This is a genomic window from Halopseudomonas laoshanensis, assembly GCF_008365385.1.
GTDB lineage: Bacteria > Pseudomonadota > Gammaproteobacteria > Pseudomonadales > Pseudomonadaceae > Halopseudomonas > Halopseudomonas laoshanensis.
The window spans coordinates 13,142-32,222 of the sequence record NZ_QOVF01000008.1 but is presented as its reverse complement, the minus strand read 5'-3'; the positions used below and the strand labels follow the sequence as shown (position 1 = coordinate 32,222).

Annotated in this window: 12 protein-coding genes; 5 read left to right on the top strand and 7 right to left on the bottom strand. The window is 60.8% G+C overall.

Annotated elements, in window-relative coordinates:
- Positions 1-132 precede the first annotated feature (132 nt).
- Complete coding sequence (locus DT594_RS17035) at positions 133-321, bottom strand: hypothetical protein (protein ID WP_149334143.1); 189 nt, start codon at positions 319-321, stop codon at positions 133-135.
- 98 nt (positions 322-419) lie between these two features.
- Here DT594_RS17035 and ggt point away from each other — a divergent pair, with 98 nt between their 5' ends.
- The 3 genes from ggt (at position 420) to DT594_RS17020 (ending at position 3,945) form a co-directional block, all read left to right on the top strand.
- Positions 420-2,171, top strand: a complete 1,752-nt coding sequence (ggt, locus tag DT594_RS17030; RefSeq protein WP_149334141.1) for a gamma-glutamyltransferase — start codon at positions 420-422, stop codon at positions 2,169-2,171.
- Positions 2,172-2,272: 101 nt separating this feature from the next.
- On the top strand, positions 2,273-3,271 hold the full coding sequence (locus tag DT594_RS17025; protein WP_149334139.1) for an amidoligase family protein: 999 nt from the start codon (positions 2,273-2,275) through the stop codon (positions 3,269-3,271).
- 122 nt (positions 3,272-3,393) lie between these two features.
- Entirely contained in the window at positions 3,394-3,945 is a 552-nt protein-coding gene (locus DT594_RS17020; protein ID WP_218574549.1) for a gamma-glutamyl-gamma-aminobutyrate hydrolase family protein, read from the top strand.
- Here DT594_RS17020 and recD read toward each other — a convergent pair whose 3' ends face one another.
- From recD to DT594_RS17000, 4 genes are all read right to left on the bottom strand, one after another.
- Complete coding sequence (recD, locus tag DT594_RS17015) at positions 3,946-5,991, bottom strand: exodeoxyribonuclease V subunit alpha (RefSeq protein ID WP_149334135.1); 2,046 nt, start codon at positions 5,989-5,991, stop codon at positions 3,946-3,948. It lies immediately after the preceding gene.
- Positions 5,981-9,661, bottom strand: coding sequence for an exodeoxyribonuclease V subunit beta (recB, locus tag DT594_RS17010; protein WP_149334133.1), 3,681 nt, complete (start codon positions 9,659-9,661; stop codon positions 5,981-5,983). The genes recD and recB overlap by 11 nt, the downstream gene beginning before the upstream one ends.
- Entirely contained in the window at positions 9,658-13,134 is a 3,477-nt protein-coding gene (gene recC / locus DT594_RS17005; protein WP_149334131.1) for an exodeoxyribonuclease V subunit gamma, read from the bottom strand. The genes recB and recC overlap by 4 nt, the downstream gene beginning before the upstream one ends.
- A 128-nt stretch (positions 13,135-13,262) precedes the next feature.
- Positions 13,263-14,612, bottom strand: coding sequence for a glutamine synthetase family protein (locus DT594_RS17000; RefSeq protein WP_149334129.1), 1,350 nt, complete (start codon positions 14,610-14,612; stop codon positions 13,263-13,265).
- 209 nt (positions 14,613-14,821) lie between these two features.
- On the opposite strand from DT594_RS17000, the gene DT594_RS16995 reads away from it, so the two are divergent.
- Positions 14,822-15,748, top strand: a complete 927-nt coding sequence (locus tag DT594_RS16995; protein WP_149334127.1) for a VOC family protein — start codon at positions 14,822-14,824, stop codon at positions 15,746-15,748.
- Positions 15,749-16,519: a VOC family protein gene (locus DT594_RS16990; protein ID WP_149334126.1), complete on the top strand. Its 771-nt coding sequence runs from the start codon at positions 15,749-15,751 to the stop codon at positions 16,517-16,519. It abuts the gene before it with no gap.
- A 68-nt stretch (positions 16,520-16,587) separates the two neighbouring features.
- Here DT594_RS16990 and DT594_RS16985 read toward each other — a convergent pair whose 3' ends face one another.
- On the bottom strand, positions 16,588-17,826 hold the full coding sequence (locus DT594_RS16985; RefSeq protein WP_149334124.1) for a saccharopine dehydrogenase family protein: 1,239 nt from the start codon (positions 17,824-17,826) through the stop codon (positions 16,588-16,590).
- Positions 17,827-17,872: 46 nt separating this feature from the next.
- Positions 17,873-18,970, bottom strand: a complete 1,098-nt coding sequence (gene nspC, locus DT594_RS16980; RefSeq protein WP_149334122.1) for a carboxynorspermidine decarboxylase — start codon at positions 18,968-18,970, stop codon at positions 17,873-17,875.
- Positions 18,971-19,081: the final 111 nt, after the last annotated feature.

The following is a 19,081-nucleotide window of genomic DNA, read 5'->3' as shown; positions in this document are numbered from 1 at the left end:
CAACCATGCTTGACGGAAAACCGGTACGCGCTACCGATCAACAGCCATTCGGCGACATTCGTCACCAATAAGCCACCATGATAGCGATTTTGGGAACATTATGGAAACGCAGCTGTCTTTCGCGAGATGGAATTACTCGGCCGACTGTAAAATGGCCAGCGCTTGCCGGGCCGAATAACCGTAGCTTTTCATCAACGCTTTCAACTCATCACTGAACGCCAATTCCCGCTGCAGACCGGCGTCCTGCTTCATGTTTTCCAGTTGGGCCAGCTGCTGCGCAAGCTTACGCTCCGCGGCCCGAAACTCCGCTAAATTGGTCATTTAATGCCTTCAAGGGTCAAAAGAAATAACGCCTGTAATAATACCTCAAAAATGCCAAACGTTAGACGGCGGCTTTGGCACAGGTTAGCCTGCCGACTATGTCGATAATCTTACCGCCATCCCGTCTCATCGCTCTGACCCGCTGGGCGGGCATAAGTTTGCTGGTATTGCTGAGCGCTTGCAGCGGCAGCGATCCGGCGACCGCCGTGCGCACCGTTCAACCGGTAGCGGAACGTCAGGCGGCACAGATGATGATCTCCGCGGCGCATCCCTTAGCGGTGGAAGCCGGACTGGATATATTGCGTCAAGGTGGCCATGCAGTAGATGCCGCCATCGCAGTGCAAATGGTACTCGGGCTGATCGAATCACCCGAGACCGGCATCGGCGGCGGTGGGTTTCTGCTTCTGCATCAAGCGGGAAGCGCACAGCCGGTGGTTTACGATGGCCGCGAAACCGCACCCGCTGCCGCCAAACCTGACCGCTTCCAGTTTCTTGGCACCTCGCTGCCGCTGGCGCTGGCTATTCCCAGCGGCTCGTCGGTCGGTGTGCCTGGGCTGGTTTCGATGCTGGCCCTGGCCCACCAGGAACACGGCCGTTTACCCTGGGCGACGCTACTGGCTCCAGCCATCGCGCTGGCAGAGTCGGGCCTGCCGATGCCACTCCGTTTACAGCGACAGATAGAGGCCGATTGGTCACTGCGCCTGTTCGCGGATACACGCCAGTATTACCGGCGCCAGGCCGGCGTCGAGCCGCCCGTATTACGCAACCCGGCCCTAGCCAGAACCTTGCAGCAGCTTGCGGATCAGGGCCCCCAGGCTTTCTACCGAGGCCCCATCGCACAACAGTTTGTCCAGCGCACCAACAATGCGCGCTGGGGAGCCGACGATATCAGCCTGGAAGATCTGGCCGGCTATACCGCACTGAAGCGCGATGCGGTCTGCGCGCCCTACCGCGAATGGACGTTGTGCGGCGCGCCTCCGCCCTCCTCCGGCGGCATCAGCGTATTGCAGATCATGGGCATGCTTGAACACTTTGACATGAGTGCGTTGGCGCCAGGTAGTCCGGCCAGCCTGCATCTAATTACCGAAGCCAGTCGCCTGGCGTTTGCCGATCGCAACACTTATATCGGCGATCCGGATTTTGTCCGGGTACCAGTCGATGGGTTACTCGATGCCGAATACCTGCGCCAGCGCGCCATGTTGATCAAGCCCGAGCAGGCACTGACTCAGGTGCATCCCGGCGAGCCCGGCAAACGCGTGGAGAGACGCGATATCGAGCTGGCGCCTGATGCGGATGAGCGCGGCACATCGCACTTCAGTATCGTCGATGCACAAGGGAACCTGTTGGCGCTGACCAGCTCGAATGAAGCGCCCTTCGGTAGCCGAATGCTCAGCCAGGGGTTCGTGTTGAATAACCAATTGACCGACTTCAGCTTCGATCCACAGTTGGGCGATCTCGCTCACCCCAATGCCGTGGCCGGCGGCAAGCGCCCGCGCAGTTCAATGGCTCCGATTGTAGTCCTGGATGCCGATGGAGAGCCCAGACTGGTCATTGGCTCGCGCGGCGGCAGCCGGATCATCGGTTATGTTGTTAAAGCCCTGGTTGGCGTACTGGATTGGAATATGGATGTGCAGCAAGCCATCGCGCTGCCCAATCACCTGGACCGCGGCCTGGGGCTGGAACTGGAAGCCGGTACTGCGCTGAACCAGCAGGTATCCGCACTTCAAGCGCTGGGCCATGAGGTGAGCCTCGTGTCTATGACCAGCGGGTTGCACGGCATCGAATGGGTCGATGGGCAATGGCGCGGTGGTGCCGACCCACGACTGGATGGCGTAGCCTTGGGTGAGTGACCCTGGCCCATGAGTGCCCGATAGGTTACACACCATTACCTGTCATCAATACACCCTTGCCCCCGTGTTAGAGTGGCTTGGCATCTTTAAAGGAGCGAGGCATGACCCAGAATCCGTTTCCAATGCCGCCGCGGCAGAAAACCCAAAAGGGTGAGCTGCGCCGCGTGGGCGTAGAACTGGAAATGAATGGCCTGACCCTGGACGCCCTGGCCCAATTGGCCGCGCAGTTTCTTGGCTGCGAGGTTGAACAGACCAGCCGCTACGAACGCACGCTCACTGGCGATGCTGCAGGCCCCTGGATCGTCGAGCTGGATTTCCGATTGCTGAAAAAACTGGGCCGGGAGAAACGTCAGAAAGATGATTTTGGCGATGACCTGAAAACCTCTGCCGAAGAAATGCTCAAGTGGCTGACTGACAATCTGGTCCCACACGAGCTGGTCAGCCCGCCGCTGCCTTTGAACCGCCTGCACGAGGTCGATGCGCTGATCGAGCACCTGCGCCACGCTGGCGCCAAAGGCACCGGCGACCGCATGACCAATGCCTTTGGTATGCAATTCAACCCTGAAGTGCCGGACACCGAAGCCGACACCATCTGCGCCTATCTGAAAGCCTTCATATGCCTGTATGACTGGCTGCTGCAACGCGCCAATATCAATATGACGCGGCGACTGACCAGTTATGTCGATCCGTTTCCCAGCGTGTATGTCCGGCAGGTGATCAACCAGGCGTATTGGCCTGAGATGCCTCAACTGATCAGCGACTATCTGCGCGACAATCCGACCCGCAACCGGGCGCTGGACATGCTCCCGCTGTTCAAGCATATCGACGAGGCCCGGGTGTTGTCGGTCACCGGCGACGCGCTGATCAAATCGCGGCCGACCTTTCATTACCGTTTGCCCGACTGCCTCATCGATCAACCCGGATGGGGTTTGCACCTGGCCTGGGCTGATTGGATTGAGGTAGAGCGCCTGGCTGGTGATCGTCCGCGCCTGGACGCCTGCTGCGACGCCTATCGCCAACATCTGGATAGTGGTTTGAGTCGTTTGCTGACCGATTGGGCAGAACAGGTAGACAAAAACTGGCTCGGCGCTCAGGCATGACTCAGCGGGTAATAGTCGCAGTTACAGGGCCCCGCCGTGGTGCGTTCGGGCCACGCTTTCTGGTCGGCTGTGCGCTGCGCTGGTACGGCGCTCATGCCTTACAGGTCAGGCCCGGCGATGACTTGAGCCAACTACACTATGATGCCGTGGTGGTGACCGGTGGGCATGACATAGACCCGGTGATCTATGCCGCCGAACCTGAAGTTCATCCAAAGTACGACGCTGAACGCGATGCTCTGGAATTGGCAGTGATCGACGACGCGCTGGCCCGTAATCTGCCGCTGCTGGGCATATGCCGCGGTGCGCAGCTACTCAACGCACGGCGTGGAGGCAACCTGTTCCAGGAACTGAAATCACACCGCAAGATGACCTCCAACCGCTGGACCATACTGCCGCTGAAAACGCTCAACATTGAGCCGAGCAGCCGCCTATGGCGACTGTTGATGTCCGATAACTGCCGGATCAACAGCCTGCACAACCAGGCGATAGACAAGGTTGGCGAAGGGCTGATCGTCAGCGGCCGCGATCTGGACGGTATCGTTCAGGCAGTGGAAGATCCGCGCAAGCCGTTCCTGCTTGGCGTGCAATGGCACCCGGAATTCCTGTTGTTTTACCGCCGCCAGCGCCTGTTGTTTCAGGCGCTGATTCAGGCGGTCAGACGCGCCGCTGACTGATCAGAACGCCAGGCCGCTGATCCGCCTTACCGGGGTCTGTACTGCCTGCTCGAATACCCCGTCGCGGCTTTCCACCAAGCTGAAATGCGCGCTGGCGCGGGTGATCGCGGTGTACACCAGTTCTTTGGTCAGCACCGGATTACCCGCCTCCGGCAGCACCAGAGCCACGTGTTCGAACTCGGAGCCCTGGGATTTGTGCACCGTCATCGCAAACACCGATTCGACTTCCGGTAAGCGACTGGGTAATACAAACCGAATACCGCCGCTGCCATCGTTACGCGGGAATGCCACGCGCAGCGCTTCCTTTTCTGGCTCGCCGGGCTGCAAAGCCGGCTCGCGAATACGCAGGGCGATACCGATATCCCCGTTCATCAGGCCCAGCGCATAATCATTGCGGGTGACCAGCACCGGGCGGCCTTCGTACCAGCCCTGATCACTGCGCAGCAGACCGCGACGTTGCAACAACGCCGCCACTCGTTGATTGACTGCCTCCACACCCCAGTCGCCACGACGCACTGCGCACAATAGCTGGAAGCGATCAAACGCGTGCAGCACCTTGCGCGCCCAGCCTTCCCAGACCGGATCTGCGCCGCTGACGCCCTGTCCCGGACGAGTATCCTGCAACACCTGCAAGTAGCCAGCGTATCCCGGCAGACCCTCGTTACCACCCAGCACCAGGGTGGCGAACGCTGGATCGCCAGGTGCACTCAACCGTTGCCGGTGAATATCGCTGAAGCCGCCGCTTACCAGTAATCGCCTTGCCCCGGCGCTATCACAGCGGTTAACCGCCCGAGCGAGTTCGCCGATGCCGCTGTGGCTGCCGAAGCGGTGGGAGTAGCGCAACATGGCAGTCTGCTGCGCCAACGGATGCGTAACCTGCTCACCTATTTGCAAACCGGCAGCTGTCAGTGACTGACCACTGACCTGCTCCAGCCAGGCGCGGGTTTCTTCGCTATACCAGCCGCCATCCGCGTACCGGCAGAGATCACCGAGCACGGCGCCGGCCTCGACCGATGCCAGTTGATCCTTGTCGCCAAGCAGCACCAGCCGTGCACCGGGCGGCAGCGCGGCCAGTACGCAGGCCATCATTTCCAGATCGATCATCGATGCCTCATCCACTACCAGCACATCCAGCGCCAGCGGATTGCCCGCATGATGGCGGAAGTGGCGGCTGTCCGGCAGGCTGCCTAGCAAACGATGCAAGGTAGTGACTTCCTTGGGGATAGCCTCACTCACGCTGGCATCCACCGGCAGCGCACCGACCTGTTTGCCAATGGATTCGGTCAGACGCGCAGCTGCCTTGCCCGTAGGCGCCGCCAGACGGATGCGCAATGGTTGGCCGACTGCCACTGCCGGGGTCTGCAGCAGCGCCAGCAGACGCACTACGGTAGTGGTCTTGCCGGTACCGGGCCCACCAGTAATGATGCTGAAACGACCACGCGCTGCCAGTGCGCAAGCCAGCCGCTGCCAATCCGGGTTCTGCTGGCTGCCGGCAAACAGCGCTTGCAAGCGCGCCGGCAAATCGGCCGGCACGGCCAGCGGCTGACCAAGGCGCTGCAATAAGCTATCAACCACCTGGCGTTCATACTGCCAATAGCGGCGCAGATACAGACGCCGCCCTACCAGCACCAAAGGCCGGCTGCCGTGTTCGGGCCGCTCGCTGTCGACCACTGCGCTTGCCACCAGTTGTTGCTGCCAGTCCGTTACGCGCCAACCCGCGAGTAATTGCGACGGCAGCAAAGCCGCCTCTATGGCTTCGCCTTCGGGCGGCAGTGACAAGGCAAAGTCCGGCTCGGCCAGGGTTGCCTGCAGATCCAGACACACATGGCCATGCCCCAATTGGTGACTGACCAGCGCCGCAGCCAGTAATACGCTGGCCGGACAGTCGGGCACCTGTTCATAGAGAAAACCTGCGAGCGCACGGTCCAGGGTGCGCAACCAGCCATTGGCCTGCCACTGGTCAAGCAGCGCCAGCAGACGCTGGCTGTCATGCAATTCCACTGCGAGGCCGGGTCCGGCGAGCAGATCCAATTGATCACCCTGCATGGCTAGTCTCCTGAGGCTCACCGGCAAACAGCCGGTCGAGCGCCTCAATCAGCGTACGTGGCGGCCGGTCGAGCCAGAGCCCGCCGTTATCTGCCTCTACGCCGCGCACAAACCAATAGAGTGCGCCGCCAATGTGCTGATCGTAGTCGTAATCCGGCAGGCGCGCGCGCAGCTGGCGGTGCAGCGCCAGCAGATAGAGGACGTACTGCAGATCATAGCGATGCTCCAGGATCATGCGCTGCATCCCCGCCTCGGTGTAATCCGTTGACCCCTGGCCCAGCCAGTTGGACTTGTAATCGACCACGTAATAGCGGCCATCATGTTCGAATACCAGATCGATAAAGCCCTTGAACAGACCATTGAGCTGATCACGCTGCAAGGCCGGCCGCGGCTGCTGGTCAAGGGTTGCGGCGCAGACCAGTTGGTCGATCTGCTGCACATCCACGCGGCTGGCGCTGAATAAAAATTCCAGTTCACTTTGGTACTGGCCCGGTTGCAAATCGGCGAGCGCCAGAGAGCTGCCGGGGACCAATCCCGGACGCGTCAGAAGTTGCACCAGCCAGTCACTCAGGCACTGACTCCACTCGCCCCAGCCCCGCCGTTGGCAGCGCGGCACCAGCCAACTCAGACACTGCTGCGGCTCGCTCAGACTGGCGAAGCCCTCGTTGCCCGCGAGCTCGAGCAAACCATGGATAAAGGTGCCTGGCTGCGGCCCGCGCGGGAAGCGATGAATGGTCGGCGTTTCACCGGGCCGCAGGGCGATAAAACGCGCCTTGCGGTCATCATCGGTAATCTTCTCCGCCAGCGCGGTTTCAGCCGCCAGCGGCGCTTCACTGCTCACCGTCAGCGCACTGTAGGAACCAATCCACCAGGATTCGAAACGCGCGTGTGATGGCACGCGTTCACGTAGACTCAGGACTGCATCCTGTTGCGGCTGGTAGACCTGCTCAAGTGGCTCGGGCGCGGGTTGCACAGCGATGCAGCCGTCCACGTGACTCCAAGCCTCAAGCCAGGAGAGCAGCGCCGGGGATGAAGCGAGTGGCTGCCCGCCAGCCAGCAGCCAGGCGATGGCACTGTGATGCAGGACCGACTGTTTGCTATTGCCGGATTTCAAATCTACCAGGCCTAGCCAGCAGGCATGCCGGGCCCGGGTGAGCGCCACGTACAGCAGCCGCAGGTCTTCGCCGAGCCGCTCCCGGTCAGCCTGCGCCAGTACCTCGTCATTGGGGTCCAGATGCAACTGCGAGCGCTGGCCGTCATACACGCGCACCGGCTCGCCTTTTTTCACCGGTCGGCTATGGCTGATAAAAGGCAGAAACACCAAGGGATATTCCAGGCCTTTGGATTTGTGGATGGTCACGACCTTGACCAGTTCCGCATCGCTTTCCAGCCGCAACACCTGCTCTTCTGCGCTACCGCTGCCGGCCTGGCGAATCAGTTCGCCGAGGTGACGAATAAGCGCCTGCTCGCCATCCAGTTCCCGCGCGGCACTTTGCAGCAACTCCGCCAGGTGCAGCAGATTGGTTAGCCGCCGCTCGCCATCACGCTGGGCGAGCAGCCGCGCAGGCAACTGGAATTGATGCAGCAGCCGATGCAACATCGGCAGCACGCCCTGGCGCTGCCATAGCCTGCGGTAATCGCGAAACTCATCGACCCGCCGCTCCCACAGACGCTCATCTTCATTCAACTGTTCCAGTTCCGCCCAACTCAGGTTCAGAGTGGGGGCGGCCAAGGCCGCGCGCAGCAAACGGTCATTGCCGGGTTCTGCGCAGGCACGCAACCAGCGCAACAGATCCTGTGCTTCCAGGGTAGTGAGCACCGAATCCTTGTCCGACAGGTAAACGCTACGCACGCCACGTTCAGCCAATGCCTGACGAATCGCCTGGGCTTCGCGCCCAGTACGCACCAGTACCGCCATATCCGCCGGCCGCACCGGCTCAAGCGGTTTGTCCGGCTCGGCAAAGCCGGCCTCACCCTGTTGACCGGCCTGCAGCAGCTCGACCATTGCGGTGGCGCAACGCTCGGCCATCTGCCAACGATAGTCATCACCGCTTACTGGCTCGTCGCTGGGCAAATACCAGGCGGTCAGCGCGGGCGCCGGCTGACCGCGCACGCTCCAGACCGCGTCACGACCCTGGGCAGTGACCGACAGAAACGGCAGCGGGTTGTGCTCGCCCCGGCGGAACAGAAAGGCCCCGCGGTCAAATTGCTGTTCGGCCTGTTCAAACACGTGATTGACTGAAGTGACCATCGCAGCACTGGAGCGGAAGTTGGTGTCCAGGCTCTCGTGCCGGCCTAGCGTGGCGGCGCGCGCACGCAGATAGGTAAAAATGTCCGCTCCGCGGAAGGCGTAGATCGCCTGTTTCGGGTCGCCGATCAGCAGCAGTGCGGTGTCCTGATCATTGGCTTCTACCCGGTAGATCCGGTCGAAAATCCGGTACTGCAGTGGGTCGGTATCCTGGAACTCATCGATCAGTGCGACCGGGAACTGAGTACGGATCACCTCGGCCAGACGGTCACCGTTGGGCCCCTGCAAGGCGGCATCCAGACGGGTGAGCATATCGTCGAAGCCCATCTGCGCACGGCGGCGCTTCTCCGCTTCGAAGCGTTGCGCAATCCAGGCTGCAGCGTGGCGCAATGCCGCTTGCTCCGGCCCTTTGATCCGCTGCAGATCCGCCTTCAAATCGCGCATGGCGTCCAGCGCCGGATGATCCGGCGGGATGCCGTTCTTCCATACCTCAGCCAGCCCCTCGGGGGTCAGCCGGGAAAACCCAGCGCCTATGTCCAATAGCCGCTGCTGCGGGTCGCCGGCCCAGCTGCGGAGTCTGTCCAGCCAGTTGCCCAGATTGCGGCTGTTCATCTTCTGACCGTTGTAGGCCTTGGCCTCGCGGGCCTGCTCCAGCAGCAAGGCCAGCTCGTCAACCCAATCCAGCCAGGGTGCTTTCAGTGCCGCCATTTGCTCTTCAGCCTGCTGCAGGCCGGCATCAATCAACTGCTGCAGATTCTGCTCATGCGCGTCCGCCGGTGCCTGGTCAAGCAGAATGCGCGCCTTGCCGAGCAGCAGATCCGGCTGCTGCCAGATGTGATCCACCCAGCCCAGTGCTGCGCCCTGCAAGTGGTAACAATGCAGGCGCCAGTAATCGCGAGCGACCTCAGCGAGCAACTCACGCTGATCGGTTTCCAGCGTCTGCACAAACAGGCTGCCACTGTCGAAGGCATGTTCGCGCAGCATGCGCTGGCACCAGCTGTGGATGGTCGACACGGCGGCCTGATCCATCCACTGCGCGGCGATCTCCAGTTTGCGCGCGCTGGCCGACCACAGATCGGGGTCGATATCTTCCCGCAGCGCGGCAATGATCGGATCCGGCTTCTCGTCCTCGCCACGCAGGGCCCTGGCCGCATCGACCAGGCGCGCACGAATCCGGTCGCGCAGCTCCTGGGTGGCCGCTTCGGTAAAGGTCACTACCAGAATTTCTGGCGGCAGCAATTCGCGAGCGAAGGCGGCGTCGCCGCCATGCCCCAGCACCAGGCGCAGGTAGAGTGCGGAGATGGTGAAGGTTTTGCCGGTACCGGCGCTGGCTTCGATCAAGCGGCTGCCGCGTAGCGGGCAGCGCAGCGCCAGGGGTAATGAGTGAGCCAGGCTCTCATCCGGGTTGCGGTGGTGGTTCATGCCTCGCCCTCCCCGGCCGCGCTGATGGTGATCCATCCGCCCTCCAGACCATCAACCAACGGCTGGTAAAGCGCTTCAGCCCAGCCCTGAAACTCCTCGTTGGCCAGCAGACTGGCAAAATCCGGATAACTGCGCTGCAGGGCCACGCTTTTACTCACCTCACCGGTCAAAAAACTGGAGCCGTCGTAACAGCTCGCGGCCTTGAACAGCTGCTGTTCGGGCTTTTTCTCCGTCAGCAAGGCAAAGGCCGTTTCCGCTGCGACCGGCAGCGGCCGCTTCAAACCTTCCAGCCAACCGAGCAACCAGTCATGCATGATCTGTTGCGCCTGCCCCTGCTCGAGCGGCAATAACTCCACGCTGGCGTCCGCACTGATCAACCTGCTGGTCAACAGGTGACCGCTGGCTGAGGCCAGAACATGCAGGCAGAGGTCGTTGAGCAGTTTGCGCCAGCGCGGCGCCTTGCCTTTTTTATCCAGCAGGCTTCCGGTGACCAGATGCAGGCGCAGCAGGCCATGGTTCTGTTCTGACTGACGCACGCCGGCAAGCCAACTGCGCAGCTCGATACCGGGTGCGCTGGCGAACAGCGGCAGTGGGTGCTCAATGACCTGCGGCCAGACCGGCAACTGCTCACGGTAACGGCTTAACTGATCCTCAAGCGGGCTGATCAATTGATCCCGCGTCAGCCCGCCAAACCCGGCCAGCGGCAGACTACCGCGCTGCATCAGGCGCCCTGCCTGCGTGGTCAGTTCAGCGTGCCAGTCGGCATCGGTATCCAGATCCTTCACCTGCTCGAGTAGCCACTGGCTAAGCTGATGGCGCTGCAGGCCGTCCAGCGCAAAAGGCTCATCATCCTCTGTGACCGTATCCTGCTCCTGCAGCCAGACTTTCAACCGGGTGGCAAAGAAATGCTCCACCGGATTGCGCAGAAAGCGCTGCAACGCCGGTAGCTCGATCGCGGTCTCCAGGGTCATCGCGGGCAGCGGCGCGTCGACCTGGAGCTGTAATGGTAGATCGTGCAATCCACGCCAGTCCCCGGCATAGCTGAACAGCGCCGGATCATCGCCGCTAAAATAGGCACGGCTGAAGGGCTGCAGTGGGTGATCGGTGGTCAGGGATTCGAGTAGGTCGGCCCCATCTTCACGGCGCCAGCCACTGGACAAATGATCACGTAGCTGGCCGATCAAGACAGAAGGCGGACGCTCGCTATTGTCGCGAATGCTTCTGCCGACCCAGCTGATGTAAAGGCTGTCACGGGTCGAGAGCAGCGCCTCCAGCAGCAGGTAGCGGTCATCCTCACGCCGTGAGCGGTCGCCCGGCCGGTAATCGCGGCCCATCAGGTCAAAATCCAGCGGCGGCTGCGCGCGCGGGTAATCGCCATCATTCATGCCCAGCAGGCAGATGCGCTTGAACGGAATCGCGCGCATCGGCATCAGTGTGCAGACGTTCACCGCGCCAGCAAGAAAACGCTGGCTCAGTTGCGTCTGACCGATGCCCTCCAGCCAGGCTTCGGCTACCACATTCAGCGGCAGCGGCTCATCCAGCGCCACCGACTCACAAAGCTCCAGCCAGTTGGCGAGCCCCTCCTGCAGTTGCGCCAGCAGCAACTGATCACGATCACTTTCGGCGTTGAAAAACGCCTCCAGCAAGCCACGTAAACGTTCGCCCCACACAGCCGGGCTTGCCGGCTGGGCGAGTTGTTGTTCGTATTTGTCCAGCGCCTGCAGCAAGCTGCTCAGCGGGCCGATCAGCGTGGCGTCCAGCCCGCCGACTTCATCATAGGGCTCGATATCGGCCCAGGCGCTGCCCTGCCCGGAGGCATAACCGAGCAGCATACGGCGCAGACCGAATCGCCAGCTATTGGCGTCAAGCCCGGCGGGCAGGCCAAGGCTTTCACGCCGCCGCTGATCCAGGCCCCAGCGGATGCCGGCGCCCTCGATCCAGCGGTGCAGGGTCGGTAAATCGGTTTCGCTCAGTCCGAAGCGCGAGCGCAGGGCAGGCACATCCAGCAGATCGAGTATCTCACTGACAGGCAAGCGGCTGTCTGGCAGGCGCAGCAAGTGCTCCAGCGCAATCAATAACGGCTCCTGACCGCGCTGCCCCTGATCGGCCAGGGTATAGGGGATATAGCGCGCCGCGTCAGTCGCATGCTGTCCGAACACCGCCTGAATATGCGGTGCGTAGGTATTCACGTCGGGCACCATGACGATGATGTCGCGTGGTTTCAGGCTCGGGTCGGCGTCGAAGGCGGCCAGGAGCTGGTCATGCAGAATTTCTACTTCGCGCTGGGGGCTATGGGCGATATGAAAGCGTATCGACTCATCCGCACGGCCCACCAGCGCCGGCCAACGCACACGGCTTTCCGCCAACGGGCTGAGCTCCAGAATATCGCGCTGCAACTGTTCCAGTAAGGTTGCGCCTTCCGGCTCCTCGAACAGATCGACGCGGCCACCGTTGATCGAAGCGAAACGCGCTTCGTAAGCGCCGCGCTCGTCGTGCTGATCCAGCAGGTTGATATAGTCGCGGCCCTGTTTTCCCCAGGCCGCCAGCAACGGATGCGCGTGCTGATGAACAATCTGCTCATCCAGGGTGGCGGGCATTCCGGGGCGGCGCTGCTGGCGTTTGTATTGATGCCGCAGCAGATCCTGATCGGCGACGATATCGCCCCAGTGATACTGGCAGGGATTTAGCACGCCAAGCAGGACCTGACTGAAGCGCCCGATCACCGCCAGTGCTTCCAATGTCTGCGCCGGCAGCGAGGAAATGCCGAACACGATGACCCGGCGCGGCAACCCCGGCGGGCGTTCTGCAACCTGCAACAGATGCTCGACAAAGCGCGGATGAATACCGGCACGGCTATCGCTCAGACGTTCGACGCCGACATCCTGCAACACCGCGCGCCAGAGTGCCGGCTGCCACAGCTCCTCGGCTCCCAGGGGCTGATGACCCTGCCGCGCCAAACCGATGCGATCACGGCCTTCGGCCCAGTCATTCAACCAGTCCGCACGGTAGACCTGATACTGATCGAACAGATCGGCCAGCCGCTCGGCCAGCTGATAGCGTTTGCGGCAATCGACGTCGTCTTGCAGAAACCGCTTGAGGGGGGCAAAGGCCGGTTGTTCCAGCAGCATCGGCAACAGGCGCATCAGCCGCCAGGTGAGTGGCTGTTTGTCCAGCGGCGAGGTTTCCGGCACCGCTTCACGACCCAGCACACCGCGATAGCTGTCCCAGAGAAACCGCGCCGGCAATTGCACATCCAGCGCCGCCGCGATGCCACTACCGCCGTGTTGCGCATCGGCCGCCAGCGCCATCTGCAGCCATTGGGCGATGCCGTTGCTCTGTACCAGGATGACTTCATTTTCCAGCGGCGCCAGCGGGTGCGCGCGCATCCAATCCACCACCAGCTCGCGCAGACTTTCCAGACGATTACCGTGAATAATCATCAGGCCAGGATTAAGGTCGTCAGCGTCCTGCATCATTGCTCCGCGCGTGCCAAGGGAATGCCTGCAGGTTAAGGAATAGCAGCGCTGGCGTCCATGGTCGATTTGTACCCAGGGCGCTTTTCGCCGCCGCCTTGACGGCTCACAGCTATTCGCTCGGTTATTTAAACGAAGGCGCCGAGATAGCGCCGCTCCCAGGGAGTTATTTCGTTCATGAAGTCATCCAGCTCCAAGGTTTTGGTGGCTATATAACCATCAATAAATTCAGCGCAGAACAGCTCTTTGGCCAACGGGCTGCGGCGCAGGCGCTGCAGAGCTTCCTGCAGAGTACTAGGCAGCGTCAACTCATCCGGCGCATCGAACTCGCCCTGGGACACGGCCGTGGGTTCGACCTCGTTTTCAATGCCATAAAGCCCGGCGGCCAGGCTGACCGCGATCGCCAGATAGGGGTTGGCATCGGCACCGGGCAATCGGTTCTCGACGCGCCGGTCCATCGGCCCGCTGGCCGGGACGCGCAAGCCGGCACTGCGGTTGTCATGCGACCAGCACAGATTGTTGGGTGAGGCGTAAGTATGACAAAAGCGCTGATAGGAATTGATATACGGCGCCATCAGCAAGGTCATATCACCCAGGCAATGTTGCAGCCCGCCGATGTAGTGCCCAAAGCTGAAGGTCGGCTCGTCGTTACGCGGGTCGGTAAAGATATTTCGCCCGTGCGCCTTCTCCACCACGCTTTGATGAATATGCATCGAGCAGCCCGGCACCCGCGCCAGCGGTTTGGCCATGCACACGGCGATCAGGCCGTGCTTGAGCGCGACCTCGTGCAGCATGTGCTTGAACATAAAGGTCTGGTCGGCGATCAGCAGCGGATCCCCATGGACGAAATTGATCTCGAACTGGCTGACACCCATCTCATGCATGAAAGTATCGCGCGGAATACCCAGCGCCGCCATGCATGCCTTGAGCTCTTCAAAGAACGGCCGCAGACCGCTATTGGAGGTGACACTGAAGGCGGCGTTGCCCGCATCGCGGCGCCCGTCCAGCCCGACCGGCGGCTGGAACGGCTGGTTTACATCGGCATGCGGCTCAAACAGAAAGAATTCCAGTTCGGTCGCCACAATCGGTTGCCAGTTGCGTGCGGCATAACGCTCAACCACCTCCTGCAACAAGCTGCGGCTCGATAACCCGGAGAGCTGTCCATCCAGCTCCACCGCGTCACAAATGGCCAATGCGCGGGGCGTCTCGGCCCAGGGCAGAACATGCACCTGCTCAGGCACGGCACGCAGCACCAGATCGCCGTCTTCGTTACCGTAAAAGCGCGCTTCCGGGTAACCGCCCATCACCGCTTGCAGCAACACGCCGCGTGCCATCTGCAAGCGCCGACCCTGTAAAAACCCATCCACGGTCATCACCTTACCCCGGGGTATACCGTTCAGATCGGGGGTCACGCATTCAATGTCCGGCACGCCAGCCAGACGCATTTCCAGGGAGACGGCAGATAGCGGCGAGGACATGCTGGGTACCTTTCGAGGTCGAGTTGCGCAGCCGGCGTGCAAGGCCAGCGCCAGTGATCGGGAAACCAATCCGGGAATCATAGCCTGATGAGGTGGCAACGTCACCGCGATGCTGGCTGGCAGCCCATGTAAAGATGGAGTATCTTAATATTTATGAACGAACGTTCATTCAAATTGATGCCTCTACAATTAAAACAAAGGACCACGCCATGCCGGCTGCCATCTGCCTCAAAACCTTGCTGCTGGGTTTGCTCATTCTTCTGCTCAATGGCTGCCTCGGCGGAGGGGGTGGCGGGTCTGACGACAATGCCAGCACACCACCTCCGCCACCTCCGGCTAACGAACCCGCCAATCTGACGTTCATGAGCGCTGCAGGGATAGGCGTGAGCGATCTGGACGCCGCGGTGACGCTCTACACTCAGGGTATGGGCATGCGCGTGGTGGACCGCCTGACGCGCGACAATCGCACCGAGGTGGTCCTGGAATCCGCCGACGCCCGTGGCTCCAAGGTGATCCTGATGGACTTCACCGATGGCATCGGCCGCAACTTCCAGCAGAACCCTGGAAAACTGGTGTTCTACGCCAAGGACCCCAATCAGTTCGCGAGCAACTTCAGCGCCGCCGGTGGTCGCATCACGGTACCCCCCGCTGCTCAGCCTTCGGTCGGCAATGTGGTAGTCGGCTTCGGCCGCGACCTGGATAACAACCTGATCGAGATCGTCGGTGAACCGACCGCCACAGAGTCGTTTTTTGGCGCCTTTGGCATCGGCGTCAGCAACCTGGACGCTGCCCGGGATTTCTACGTTGAAGTGCTCGGCTTTGAGGAAAGTCAGTTTCTGCAAATTCCAGGGCAATATGACGAATACATCCTGACCTCACCGGTGCCCGGCAGCTCGGCCGTGGTACTGATGAACTGGACCAACGGCAGCGTGCGCAATTACACCGACAATCCGGTAAAGCTGCAGCTGGATGTGGCCTACCCCGATAACCTTGCTGCAGCCATCAGCGAATCAGGCGGCGATGTCAGCCGCGGTCCCGCCGCTTCCGAAGAGGCAGACCTGGAGGGCGCGCTGCTGGGTTACGCCAGCGATGCCGACGGCACGCTGCTGGAGATACGCCAAGGCATCCGCGGCTAATTGGGCGCAGCCGGTATCGGTGTGGAGGACCTGGAAGCATCCGTCGGTTTCTACCGCGCCGGATTGGGCATGCAGGAAGTCACACGCCGCAGCCGTGAGGACCGCGAAGAGGTGGTTATGCGTTCAGCCGACGGTCGTGGCTCAGAGTTGGTGCTGATGGGCTTTACCGACGGCGTCAGCCGCAACTATCAACAGAATCCCGGCAAACTGGTGTTCTATGTAAACGACCCCGATCAATACGCGCTGGATATCCTCGCCGCAGGCGGACGAGTTACCGTGCCGCCAGCGTTTCAGGCCGGGCTGGGCGTGACGGTTGGCTTTGGCCGGGATCTGGATAATAACCTGATCGAGTTTGTCGGCAGTGCCGATGCGCTGCAATCCTACTTCGGCGCCTTCGGCATCGGCGTAAGTGATCTCCAGGCCGCCCGCGATTTTTATGTCGACGACCTGGGCTTTCGCGAGCTGATCTATTTGCCTATCCCCTTCCAGTACAATGAGTACATCCTGCAAGGCCAGGGTGGCTCCGCACTGGTCTTGATGAATTGGACGCATGGCGCACCGCGCAATTACACCGACAACCCGGTGAAGCTGGAGCTGCGCAGCATGTCGCCAGAAGGTTTCGCGCAGGCCCTCAGCGATGCCGGCGAGCGGGTCACAGAGACGCCGGCCGCCGCTACTGAAAGCGACAGAGAGGGCGAGACCGTTGGCTACGCCAAGGATGCCGATGGCACGCTGATTGAAATTCTGCGTGCGCCCTGGCAGAAAAAATAGCCGGCCAATGCCACCAAAAAAGGCCAGCCCGATCACTCGGGCTGGCCTTTTCCATTGCCGCGATATGATCAGAAATTCAACGGGCGATCGCCGTCTTCATCACGGATACGCGTGGGCAGACCCATCTCGTTCATCAGTTTGAGAAAGGGTTTGGGCGGCAGCTCTTCGACGTTAGCCATCTTCTGCACATCCCACTCACCGCTGGCGATCAACAGCGCAGCCGCCACCGGCGGCACACCGGCGGTATAGGAAATCCCCTGGCTGCCTACTTCCTGATAAGCCTCGGCGTGGTCGGCGACGTTGTAGATAAAGATCTCGCGGTCCTCACCATCCTTCTTGCCCTTGATCAGATCTCCGATACAGGTTTTACCCTGGTAATCCGGCGCCAGCGACGACGGATCAGGCAATACCGCCTTGACCACTTTCAACGGCACCACTTCCAGCCCTTCGGCGGTGGTCACCGGCTGTTCCGAGAGCAGGCCCAGGCTGTTGAGCACGGTGAACACATTGATGTAATGCTCGCCAAAGCCCATCCAGAAGCGCACGTTCGGCACCTTGAGATTCTGCGACAGCGAATGCACTTCATCATGGCCAGTCATGTAGCTGGTGTGGGCGCCGACCACTGGCAAATCGTCAGTGCGCTTGACCTCGAACATCTTGTTACTGACCCACTGGCTGTTCTGCCAGGACCAGACGGTACCGGTGAACTCGCGAAAGTTGATCTCCGGGTCAAAGTTGGTAGCGAAGTACTTGCCGTGGCTGCCCGCGTTGATATCGATGATGTCGATATCGCTGACGCTGTCGAAATAGTCGCTGACTGCCAGTGCCGCGTAGGCATTGACCACGCCCGGATCAAAGCCGATCCCCAGAATGGCGGTAATGCCGTTGGCTTCGCAGAGCTCGCGGCGCTTCCACTCGTAGTTGGCGTACCAGGGTGGGGTCTCACAGATCCTGCTCGGATCCTCATGGATTGCCGTATCCAGATAGGCTGCGCCGGTTTCGATACAGGCTTGCAGCACGGACATATTGACGAAAGCCGATCCGACATTGATGACGATTTGCGACCGTGTCTTGGCAATCAGCGCTTTGGTCGCCTCGACATCGAGAGCATCCAGCGCATGCGCTTGCAATTCACCGGCAACCTTGAGGCTGCCCTTTTCCCGTACGCTGTCGACCAGCTGTTGGCATTTTTCCACCGTACGTGAAGCAATATGAATATTACCCAGCACATCGTTATGCTGCGCGCACTTGTGCACGACAACCTGAGCAACACCACCGGCACCAATAATCAGAACGTTTTTCTTCATGTCTCTTCCTCGAAACGCCTCCTTGGACAAGGCTGGATTAAAGGCCTCAGGAGAGGCCGTTGACAAAGTCTTCGAATCCGAACTCGCGGACCAGTTCAATCTCGCCGTCCAGCTGACGCACGGCAATGGACGGCATTTTCACCCCGTTGAACCAGTTCTTCTTGACCATGGTGTAACCGGCCGCATCGATAAACGACAGGCGATCACCAATCTTCAGCGGTTTGTTGAACTTGAACTCACCGAAAATATCGCCCGCCAGGCAGGACTTGCCGCACACCATGTACTCATGTTCGCCCTCGCAGGGCTCCATCTTCGCTGGCTGGCGATAGATCAGCAGATCAAGCATGTGCGCCTCGATCGAGCTGTCGACCACTGCCAGTTGCTTGCCGTTATACAGGGTATCGAGCACCGATACTTCCAGCGAAGTACTCATGGTGATCGCCGCCTCGCCTGGCTCCAGGTACACCTGCACGCCGTAGCGCTCGGCAAACTGCTTGAGTCGTGCACAGAAGGCGTCCAGCGGATAACCTTCGCCAGTAAAATGAATGCCGCCACCCAGACTGACCCATTCGACCTGCTCCAGCAACTCGCCAAAACGCTCTTCAATCTGGCTGAGCATCTGGTCGAACAGGCCGAAGTCACTGTTCTCGCAGTTATTGTGAATCATGAAGCCGGAGACCTGATCGATCACGTCAGCGATCTTCTCGGCATCCCACTCGCCCAGACGGCTGAAGGGACGCGAAGGGTCGGCGATCAGAAATTCCGAACTGCTGACGCCTGGGTTCAGGCGCAGCCCGCGCACATGCAGATCGGAGGCATCGGCAAAGCGCTCAAGCTGACTGATCGAGTTGAAGATGATCTTGTCCGAATTCGCCAGCACTTCCTCGATCTCATCATCGCCATAGGCGACGCTATAGGCATGCGTCTCGCCGCCGAACTTAAGACGGCCGAGCTTTACCTCATACAGCGACGAAGAAGTGGTGCCGTCCATATATTGCTGCATCAGATCGAATACCGACCAGGTGGCAAAACACTTCAGCGCCAGCAATGCCTTGGCCCCGGAGTGTTCGCGTACATAGGCAATCTTTTCCAGATTGCGCAGCAGCTTGCTCTTGTCGATCAGGTAATACGGCGTCTTGATCACTGAGTCATACCCCTCTGGTCGGTGCCGAACATCCGGGCAGGGCCCGGCGTCGAGAAAGCGCGCGATTATAGTTTAAAGGGCCCCAGGCTTCGAGGAAAAATGCACCCCGGT